Annotated in this window: 7 protein-coding genes; 4 read left to right on the forward strand and 3 right to left on the reverse strand. The window is 59.1% G+C overall.

Features of this window, described 5'->3' with window-relative positions; all coding sequences use genetic code 11:
* The first annotated feature begins 50 nt into the window (after positions 1-50).
* The 3 genes from B5E43_RS03320 (at position 51) to B5E43_RS03330 (ending at position 4,017) form a co-directional block, all read left to right on the forward strand.
* Positions 51-1,454, forward strand: coding sequence for an MBOAT family O-acyltransferase (locus B5E43_RS03320; protein ID WP_087393604.1), 1,404 nt, complete (start codon positions 51-53; stop codon positions 1,452-1,454).
* An 18-nt stretch (positions 1,455-1,472) separates the two neighbouring features.
* Positions 1,473-2,591, forward strand: a complete 1,119-nt coding sequence (locus tag B5E43_RS03325; RefSeq protein WP_087393606.1) for a DHHW family protein — start codon at positions 1,473-1,475, stop codon at positions 2,589-2,591.
* Between the two features lie 94 nt (positions 2,592-2,685).
* Positions 2,686-4,017, forward strand: coding sequence for an HD domain-containing protein (locus B5E43_RS03330; protein ID WP_087393608.1), 1,332 nt, complete (start codon positions 2,686-2,688; stop codon positions 4,015-4,017).
* Positions 4,018-4,061: 44 nt separating this feature from the next.
* On the opposite strand, the gene B5E43_RS03335 is transcribed toward B5E43_RS03330, so the two are convergent.
* The 3 genes from B5E43_RS03335 to B5E43_RS03345 all read right to left on the reverse strand — a co-directional run bounded on the left by B5E43_RS03335 (position 4,062) and on the right by B5E43_RS03345 (position 6,932).
* Positions 4,062-5,444 carry a sodium:alanine symporter family protein gene (locus B5E43_RS03335; RefSeq protein ID WP_087393610.1) on the reverse strand — a complete coding sequence of 461 codons (1,383 nt, stop codon included), beginning with the start codon at positions 5,442-5,444 and terminating at the stop codon, positions 4,062-4,064.
* A 177-nt stretch (positions 5,445-5,621) separates the two neighbouring features.
* Entirely contained in the window at positions 5,622-6,176 is a 555-nt protein-coding gene (locus B5E43_RS03340; protein WP_087393612.1) for a DUF308 domain-containing protein, read from the reverse strand.
* A 42-nt stretch (positions 6,177-6,218) separates the two neighbouring features.
* Positions 6,219-6,932 carry an NAD-dependent protein deacylase gene (locus tag B5E43_RS03345; protein WP_087393644.1) on the reverse strand — a complete coding sequence of 238 codons (714 nt, stop codon included), beginning with the start codon at positions 6,930-6,932 and terminating at the stop codon, positions 6,219-6,221.
* Between the two features lie 376 nt (positions 6,933-7,308).
* Between B5E43_RS03345 and B5E43_RS03350 the strand changes: the two genes are divergently transcribed.
* A complete protein-coding gene (locus tag B5E43_RS03350; protein WP_242964692.1) occupies positions 7,309-10,410 on the forward strand; it encodes an amino acid adenylation domain-containing protein in 3,102 nt (1,033 codons plus the stop codon).
* The last annotated feature ends 69 nt before the right edge of the window (positions 10,411-10,479 follow it).

The following is a 10,479-nucleotide window of genomic DNA, read 5'->3' on the forward strand; positions in this document are numbered from 1 at the left end:
GCTGAAATGGCGGACGAGCCCTCGTCCGCCATTTCCATGAGGAGGTCCCCATGGTCTTTTCCACCCCCATCTTTTTCTTCTACTTTCTGGTTCTGACCCTGCTGCTTTACTATCTCGTCCCCCGCCGGGGTCGAAACGTGGTGCTGCTGTGCTCCTCCCTCCTCTTCTACTACTGGGGAGAACGGACCTATGTGCTCATCATGTTCCTGTCCACCGCCATCGACTTTACCCACGGTCTGCTGGTGGACCGGTACAAAAAGCGGGGCAACGACAAAGCGGCCAGGCGGACAGTGGCCTCTTCCATCATCTTCAACCTGGCTCTGCTCTTTTTCTTCAAATACTGGGATTTTATCGCCTCTTCCCTCCAGGCGGTCGGTTTGGGCTTTATGCCGGTGCTGGGCACCCACCTGCCCATCGGCATTTCCTTCTACACCTTCCAGACCATGAGCTACACCATCGACGTCTACCGGGGAGACGCCCGGGCCCAGCGCTCTATCCTGAACTTTGGCACCTTCGTCGCTCTTTTCCCCCAGCTCATCGCCGGTCCGATCATCAAATATAAGGACCTGGGCGACCAGATTGACGAGCGCACCTGCTCCACAGAGAAGTTTGCCTCCGGCGTGCAGGTCTTTATGGTAGGTATGGCCAAAAAGGTCCTCATTGCCAACAATGTGGGGATGCTCTGGGAGGCCTACAAGGCCATGGCCCCCGGTGAGCTGACGGTAGCCGGGGCCTGGCTGGGTGTGCTGGCCTTTACCTTCCAGATCTACTTCGACTTCTCCGGTTATTCCGATATGGCAGTGGGCCTGGGCCGAATGCTGGGCTTTGAATTTCTGCCCAACTTCAACTACCCCTATATCTCCCGCAGCATCACTGAGTTCTGGCGGCGGTGGCACATCTCTCTGTCCACCTGGTTCCGGGAGTACCTCTATATTCCCCTGGGGGGCAACCGCTGCTCCAAGCCCCGGTGGGCCTTTAACCTGTTTGTGGTGTGGGCGGCCACCGGCATCTGGCACGGGGCCAGTTGGAACTATCTAATGTGGGGCCTATACTTCTTCGCCCTGCTCATGCTGGAAAAGTTTTTTCTCCTTCGGCGTCTGGAGCGGGCCCCTGCCCTGGTGGGGCACATCTACACCCTGTTTTTGGTGCTGGTGAGCTGGGCCATCTTTGCGTTGGAGGACTTCAATCAGCTCACCGCCTACTTGAAGGTCATGTTCGGCCTGGGCGGCGTTCCCCTGGCAGACGCCTTCTTCGGCTACTCCCTCATCAGCTACCTGCCCATTCTCTGTGTGGCCGCTCTGGCCAGCGCCCCTCTGGGCAAGTCCCTCTTCCTCCGCCTGCCCCAGCGGGCGGCCCAGGTATCAGGGGCAGTGCTCATTTTAGCAGGTCTGATCCTGTGCACCGCCTACCTGGTGGACGGCACCTATAACCCCTTCCTCTACTGGAACTTTTAAGAAAGGAGAAGTGCAGATATGACCAAAGGATACAGCCGATTTTTGACCATTTTATTCTGCGCCTTTATCGGCGGTGTGCTCCTCATCAGCACGCTTCTCCCCGATAAGGACTTCTCCCCCCTGGAAAATCGGGTGCTGCAAAGCCCCCCCAAGCTCACCCTGGAAAACCTACAGAACGGCAAGTTCATGGAGCAGGCCGAGGACTACGCCAGCGACCACATCGTGGGCCGTGACTTCTGGGTGGCTCTCAAGGCCTGGAGTGAGCGGCTGAGCGGAAAGCGCGAGAACAACGGCGTCTATTTTGCTGCTGACGACACCCTTATCAGCCGGGTGGAGGACCCCGACATGGATAAGCTGAACAAGGACATGGGCTACCTGGACACCCTGGTGGGCAATGTAAATGTGCCGGTCTACTTTGGCCTCATCCCCACCGCCGCCTGTATCTGGGCAGACAAGCTCCCCGCCGGAGCCCCCTCCGCCGACCAGCAGAGCACCATTGATCAGCTCTACTTCTCCACCGGAGCTAGCACCATTGACTTGATCACCCCCCTGATGGAGCACAAGGAGGAAGAAATTTTCTACCGCACCGACCACCACTGGACCAGCCTGGGGGCCTATTACGGAGCCAACGCCCTGCTTCAGGCCATGGGAATGGAGCCCTTGGACCTGGCCAACTACACCAAGACCACGGTGACCGACCAGTTCTACGGCACCCTCTTCTCCTCCTCCGGCGTGCGCTGGCTGGCCCCCGACCACATCGACACCTACATTTCCGGGGAGGGGATCACCGTCACCTCCTATCCCTCCGGCTCTCCCGTCCAGACCCAGCTTTACGACGAGAGCTATTTGGACCAGAAGGACAAATATTCCTACTTCCTGGGCGGAGTCCAGGGCCTGCGGGTCATCCACACCCAGCAGGAGGATGCCCCCAAGGTACTCCTCATCCGAGACTCTTACTCCGATTCCCTGGCTCCCTTCCTCACCCAGCGTTTTTCGGAGATCCACCTCTTCGACCTGCGCTACAACGCCACCAGTGTCAAAACCTATGTGGAAGAAAATGACATTGACGCCGTAGCGGTGCTCTATAGCTTTTCCAACTTCATTTCCGACCAGAACCTGGGGCTCATGGCCCGGTAACTGGAAAGGCCGGGCGGCAGACACCGCCCGGCCTTGTTATTTTTTCTCACCTCTGATAAGATAGGACACACCAATCAGGAAAGGAGGGGCCGGAATGTGGTCCTTTGACCCCAGAGCCCTGGAGGTGCTCCGCCGCCTGGAGGGGGCAGGACACCGGGCGGTGCTGGTGGGCGGCTGTGTCCGGGACAGTTTACGAGGGGTGTCCCCCCATGACTACGACGGTGCCACTTCCGCCCGTCCAGAGGAGATCCTAGCCGCCTGTCAGGGGCTGCGGTGCATCGAGACAGGCGGACGCCACGGCACAGTCACCGTTCTCTCCCAGGGGATGCCCGTGGAGGTCACCCCCTTTCGCCGGGAGAGCGGCTACTCCGACCACCGCCACCCCGACCAGGTGGAATTTACCCCCCACTTAGAGGAGGACCTGGCCCGGCGGGACTTCACCATCAACGCTCTGGCCTGGGACGGACGGCAGATTATCGACCTATTTGATGGCCAAAGGGATCTGAGAGAGGGAATCGTCCGCTGTGTGGGAGACCCGGATACCCGTCTGGAGGAGGATGCGCTGCGCCTGCTGCGGGGACTGCGCCTGTCTGCCCAGCTCCAATTTACGCTGGATACCTCCACATCAGATGCCATCCGCCGCCACACCCCTCAGCTTGTCCTGGTGGCCTGGGAGCGGATTTTCAGGGAGTTCTCCCGCCTGATCTGCGCGCCGGGGGTCGAGAAGGTCCTGCTGGACTTCCCGGAGGTGACCGCCCAGATCATTCCGGAGCTGGCCCCCTCCATCGGCTTTGACCCGCGCAGTCCCCACCACTGTTATGACGTATACACCCACTGCGTCAAAACCCTCTCCGGAGTGCCCCCTGTCCCCGCCCTCCGTCTGGCCGCTCTTCTCCACGACGTGGGCAAGCCCGCCTCCTTCTCCCTGGACAAACAGGGCGTGGGCCACTTCTACGGCCACCCGGACCACAGCGTCACCCTGGCCCGCCAGGCCCTGGAACGGCTACGAGCAGATGGGGCCACCCGGGACCGGGCACTTGTCCTCATCCAGCGCCACCACCTGCCCGTGGAACCTACGGAGCAGTGGGCGGGCCGGTGGCTGGCCCGGCTGGGTCAGGACGTATTATTCGATCTGCTGGCCCTCAAGCGGGCCGACGCTCTGACCTGTGCCCCCCATCCGGAGGGTACCGCTGATGTGGATGGAGCACTTCAAGCCGCCCGGACCCTTTTGGCACGGCCCCACTGCCTCTCTCTCCGGGAGCTGGCGGTGAACGGCCGGGATGCCTTGGCCGTGGGGCTGTCCGGCCCTGCCATCGGCAGGGCACTGGCCCAGCTTCTGGAAGAAGTCTCCCAGGGGGAACTGGAAAATAGTCGCCCCGTCCTTCTCCGGGAACTGGAACAATTGGCCCGAGACTCTGTTAAATAAAATACCCCGCCCTCCAGATTGGAAGGCGGGGTATCTGTTTATTTTTATTTTTTATCCCGGAAATAGTCCTTGGTGATGGAAACCACAACTCCGGACAGCAGCAGCAGGGCAATGAGGTTGGGAATTGCCATCATGCCGTTGAGGGTATCGGCCACATCCCACATCAGGGAGCCCGAACCGGTGGCGCCCACCAGGCACATCAGAACAAAGAGGATCTTGTAGCAAAGGTCTACCCCTTTATTGTTGCCGCTCAGGTAACCCCAGCAGCGCTCTCCGTAATAGCTCCAGCTCAAAATGGTGGACAGGGCAAAGAACAGCATACTGATTTGGATGACCATCCCCCCCAAATTGCCGGGCAGAATGGTATTAAACGCGGCTACTGCCGCAGCGCCGTTGGAGGTATAGGTCTTCAATGCGGCCTCCCCCAGCTCCAGGCCGGAGAGGACCACCGCCAGGGAGGTGATGGTACAGATGACAATAGTGTCGATGAACACCTCAAACACGCCCCAGATGGCCTGCTCACCCGGCTCCTCAGTGGAGGAGGCGGCGTGAGCGATGGGGGCGGAGCCTAAACCGGCCTCATTGGAGAACACGCCCCGGGCAAAGCCCTGACGCATAGCCACCACGATGGCGTAGCCGAATACGCCGCCGCCCACCGCCTCAAAGCTGAAGGCGGCGCTGATGATGGTGGCAAAGGCAGAGGGAATCTGGGGCAGACGCAGGATGATAACCGCCACTCCCGCCAGAATATAGAAGATGGCCATAAAGGGCACCAGGTAGGAGGTGATCTGGCCGATGCGCTGCACCCCACCAATGACCACGATGGCTACAATCACTGCCAAAATTACTCCGGTAACCAAGGAATCCAGGCCAAACAGGCCAGACATGGCACCGGCAATTTCGCTGGACTGGGCGATGTTGCCGATGCCGAAGGAGGCGATGCCCGCCAGCAGCGCAAATAGGACCGCTAGCCACTTCCAGCCCTTGCCCAGACCGTTTTCAATGTAGTACATAGGGCCGCCCTTGTAGCGTCCGTCCTCCCCGGTGACCCGGAACTTCATGGACAACGCGATCTCGGCATACTTGGTGCACATACCAAAAAAGGCGGACACCCACATCCAGAACACCGCCCCCGGACCACCCACAAAGATAGCCCCAGTGACGCCGGCAATGTTGCCCGTTCCCACCGTACCCGCCAGAGCGGTGGTCACCGCCTGGAAGGGGGAGAGGTTGTTGCCGTGGTCCTTCTCCTGCTTGCGGAACAGGGAGCCAACGGTATTTTTCATAATGTAACCGAACCAGCGCACCTGGACCCAGCCAGTGCGGCACGTGAGGAAAATCCCCGTGCCAACCAGCAGAGCCAGCATCACCGGGCCCCACACAAACCCGTTGACCAGCTTATTTACATTGGTAATGGTTTCTAGCATTGTTTCCCTTCCTCTCTCTACGTGCAAAAACGCACTGGGACCCCGCCCCAAAAGGTTTAATTGAGGAAAATTATACATGCTGGAATCTGAAAATGCAAGAGCGGAGAAGGGAATCCTTCTCCGCTCGTTTATGAAGACCCTGAGAAGTGAGATACCACATGCTCCATTTGATTGCTTTTATTGCTGTTCCTCCCACTCCCGGAACGCCCGACTCAGCCGCCTGATCAGGACCAGATCGCTGACCCCGTCAAACACCAGACCAGCCCCAATGAGCATGACCAGAGCGGAAAAGGTCCCCAGGGGACGCAGTAAAATTAGAAGGCCCCAGGCCAGGGTGAGCACACCCAATATCAGATCCAGCCACCACCGCTCCCACCGCCGGCGCATCAGCGCGAAGGCTGCCTGAAGATCCAGCACCCCATGGAACAGGAGGATCGCACCAAAAATATACTGCACCAGCAGAACTACTGAGGCCGGGCTGGTCATCAACCACACCCCCAGAGCACACAAAATTACCCCCGGAAGGAGGAAAAAGGCTGGCAGTCCCTCCTGACGCCGGGCCAACCAGCCCAGGAAGTAGATAATGCCTGTAACGAAAATAGCTGCACCTAGCAGCATGCATAAAATCTGCACCGAACGGTCCGGCCAGCACAGCAGCACCAGACCCAGAACCACAGTGGCCACTGCCACAATGATGCTGCTGCGCCGTTGTTCATGCAGGATGGTTTTCATAATCCATACGCTCCTAACTTCTACTCCACCCGCTGTGTCCCTTTAAACTCGGATCTGACCCAGCACCTGACCGATGGGGTAGGGAATCATAAGGTCTGCGTGGGAATCGTAGGGGGTGGGACTTTTATTGATGAGCACCAGCCGGTGCCCCCGGTAATAGCGCACCAGGCTGGCCGCCGGATAGACCGCCAGAGAGGTCCCGCCGATGATGAGCATGTCTGCGTTCTGGATGTCCTGCAGAGCTCCCTCCATCACCCGGCCGTCCAAGGACTCCTCGTAGAGCACCACCTCCGGCTTGACCGTTCCGCCGCAGGAGCACCGGGGCACCCCCTGGCTGTCCCGGATATACTCCACCGGATAGGCCTTGCCGCAGCGCATACAGCGGTTGCGGTGGACCGAGCCGTGGAGCTCCCACACCCGCTCCGACCCGGCCCGCTGGTGCAGGCCGTCAATATTTTGTGTCACTACACTACGCAGCTTCCCGATCTTCTCCATCTGAGCCAATTTTTCATGGGCCGGATTTGGTTTTGCGTCCAGACAGAGCATTTTGTCCCGGTAAAAGCGGTAAAACTCCTCCGGCCTGGCATCAAAAAAGCTGCGGCTGAGAATTTCCTCTGGAGGATAATCGTATTTTTGGTTGTACAGGCCGTCCACACTGCGAAAATCAGGGATCCCACTCTCCGTGGACACCCCCGCCCCGCCAAAAAAGACGATGGAACGGCTCTCGTTCACCCAGCCCTGCAGGGTACGCACCATCTCGGCCAATTCCTCGGCTCGTCCTTTCACAGTTACATCCTCCCTCTCATCACTGCCCCCACTTGCAGTGAGGACAACTTTGGATTTTGGATGATTATACCACATTTTGCCCCAATGGCGCAAATGAACCTTGCATAATCTACCAGCAATTACGGCTTAAATGGTAACATTTTTATCACTTGTTTCAAATTTTTTATTTTATTGTAATTTTTTTATTTTTTCTTGTGACAAAATTTTATTTCTTTTCAATTTAAACTCCTTTTTTCAACATTTTCCCTTCTTTCCCTTGCTTTTTCCCGGGGAAACTTGTATAAATAATGTGGGTGTTTTTCTCCATTTTTATGTCAACAGAAAGGGTGCCATTTCATTGGATACTGTGTATGACTCCACGACAGCGTTTTTCCCCCTCTCCCTCAGTCAACAGAACATCTGGGATGTGGAGCGCTCTTGTCCTGACACCTCCATCAACAACATCTGCACAACCCTACAGATTCGCGGACAGGTAGACTTTTCCGCTTTGCAGCACAGTGTCAATTTCATTCTGGAGAGGGACCCCTCCCTTCGCACCCGCATCACTCTTTCTGATCAGAAACCCGTGCAGTATCAGGCCCCCTTTCAGCGCGAGCCCATTCCCATCTACGACTTCTCCCAGTCCAGCCTGGAGGGGCTGGAGAGCTGGGAGGAGGCCTTTACCCGGGAGGTCATGCCCCTTTTAGACGCACCCCTGTACCGCTTTGTTCTGCTGCGGACCGGGGAAAATTCCGGGGGACTGGTCATTAAAATGCACCACCTGATCTCCGACGGCTGGACCCAAGCCCTGCTCTGCAACCGGATCGGTCAGGTCTATCAGGATCTTCTGGCGGGAAAACAGCCGTCCCTGGACCCCATCCCCAGCTACCAGGCCCACGTGGAGGAGGAGCTGCGATACCTGTCCTCCCCCAGCTATTCCAAGGATCAGGCCTATTGGGCCCAGGCCATGCGTCAGGCTGGGGAACCCTCTGTACTCAAGTCCATGCGGGGCGCCGCCGTCAGCTACGTGGGACGGCGGCTGGCCTTCGACCTGCCCCAGGATCTGAATAACGCCATTTACACCTTCTGCGTCAACCACCGGGTGGCCCCTTTTTCCGTCTTTTATATGGCCCTGGCCATCTACTTTAAGCGGGTAGGCGGCGCCGACCACTTTACCATTGGGGTGCCCATTTTTAACCGGAAGGACTTTGCCGCCAAGCAGACCAGCGGCATGTACGTCAGCACTCTGCCCTTTTTTAACCAGATCTCCGGGGAGTGGACCCTAAACCAGTTCAGCGACCACCTCAACGAGAGCTGGTTTGATATGCTCCGTCACCAGAGCTTCCCCTTCTCCCACATTCAGGCACTCTCCAGCAAGGATGGCAGCTGCCCAGAGCGGCTGTTTCACATCGCCTTTTCCTACCAAAACAGCCAGCTTTTGGAGGGGCGGGACGCCTCGGTGATGTTCTCCGGCCGCTGGCACTACAGCGGATATCAGCTGGAGCAGCTTTGCATTCACCTAAGCAATTTGGAGGACAACCGCCGCTACTCGGTGGATTATGACTACCTTACCCAGTTTTTTACTGCCCAGGACATTGAGATTCTCCACTCCTGTCTGGTCAATATCCTGCGGGAGGCCTTGGCTGCCCCCGACCGCCCCATTTGCCAGCTGGCCGTGCTGAGTCCGGAGGAGCGGGAACGGGTCCTTTACACCTTTAACCGTTCGGCAAGTCCCATTTATGAGGCCAGCCTATATGGCCGCTTTCAGCGCTATGTCCGCCAAAATTCCAGCCGGGCCGCCCTGATTTGGAAGGGAGAACGGACCACCTACCGCCAGCTGGAGGAGCGGGCTGCCCAGGTCCATGCCGTCCTCCAACCCATCTGTAATGTTCCAGAGACCCTGGTGGCCGTTCTGCTGCCCCGGTGTCCCGACCTCTATGCCTCCATGCTGGGGATTTTACGCGCAGGGGGAGCCTTTCTCCTCCTGCCCCCCAATCTTCCGGAAAACCGACTGCGTGAAATTCTCCATCAGAGCCAGGCGGCCGCTCTGCTCACCACCCCTGAGCTGGCATCTGTGTCTGCCGGGGCCCTGCCCATAGTGGACCTCTCCCACCTACCCGTCCCCACCAGTCTGCCGCCAGTGTCTGTCCCAGATGATGCGCTGGCCTATGTGGTCTACACCTCCGGCTCCACCGGCACTCCCAAGGGGGTGGAAATTTGCCGCCGCTCCCTACTCAATTTGGCCTGTGCTATGGAGCCCATCTACGGCAAAGGGGCGGTGCTGTCGGTGTGCAGCGTAGGCTTTGACGCCTTCCTTCTGGAGAGCGCCACCGCCCTGCTCAACGGCCGGACCATCCTCCTCCCCGAGGATGCTCAGTTGGAGTCTCCCCAGGCCCTAGCCGGACTAATCACCGGCTTTGGCGCCGGCTTCCTCTCCACCACCCCCTCCCGCCTGGCTGCCTTTTTGAAGGATCCCGTCTTTAAGGCAGCGATGGCCGGGATGGAGAGCCTGGTATGCGGCGGCGAGGCCTTTCCCAGCGATCTGCTCCAGGCTCTGCGTCTGTGCACCCGAGCCAGGATCTACAATCAGTACGGCCCCTCTGAGGCTACGGTGGCGGTAAGCGTCAAGCAGCTCAATGATGCCTCCCTCATCACAGCCGGAGGCCCCATGGCCAACTGCAAGCTCTACGTTCTGGACAACTGGGGCAATCCCCTGCCCATCGGCGTGTTCGGCAACCTCTATGTGGGCGGCGTGTGTGTGGGCCGGGGCTACCGCAACGCCCCGGAGCTGACCGCTCAGAGCTTCTCCGACAGCCCCTTCTCCCTGGGAGATCGCCTGTACTGCACCGGCGATCTAGCCTGCTGGACACCGGAGGGGGAGCTTGTGCTGGCCGGCCGCTCCGACCGGCAGGTCAAGCTGCGGGGATTGCGTATTGAGCCCCAGGAAGTCTCCGCCTGTCTGTGCCGCCATCCCCAGGTAAAACAGGCGGCTGCCGCGGTACAGCACCACAGCGGACAGGATGCGTTGGTAGCCTACTACACTTCTGACTCCCCCATTCCCGAGGTGGAGCTGCTCTCCCTGTGTGCCTCCTACCTGCCCCACTACATGATTCCCTCCGCCATTCTCCGTCTGGAGGAAATTCCTCTCACCGCCAACGGGAAGATCAATGAGGCCCTGCTTCCCCGCCCCGATTTGACCGTCCACTCCGACGCCCAGCCCCAAACCCCGGCCCAGAAAGGCCTGCTGGCCATCTTCCGCCGGGTTCTGGGCCGTCCTGACCTGGGGGTGGACAGCGACTATTTCCTCTTTGGCGGAAACTCCCTCAACGCCATGGAGGCTCTCAGCCAAATTGCCCAGGCCACCGGCCGCTCCCTGCGGGTCGCCGACCTGTACACCTGCCGCACCGCCCGGCGTACCGCCGCCCTCCTGGAGGGGGCCGATGCCCCGTCCCTGCCCCGTTGGCGGTGAGAGGAATTTCCTCCAGACGGAGAATGGCGGAGGGAATCATGTAGTGGGGCAGGTAGGAGGCACACAGGG

Origin of the sequence: Flavonifractor sp. An100 (genome assembly GCF_002161175.1) — a bacterium.
In the GTDB taxonomy this organism is placed as follows: domain Bacteria; phylum Bacillota; class Clostridia; order Oscillospirales; family Oscillospiraceae; genus Lawsonibacter.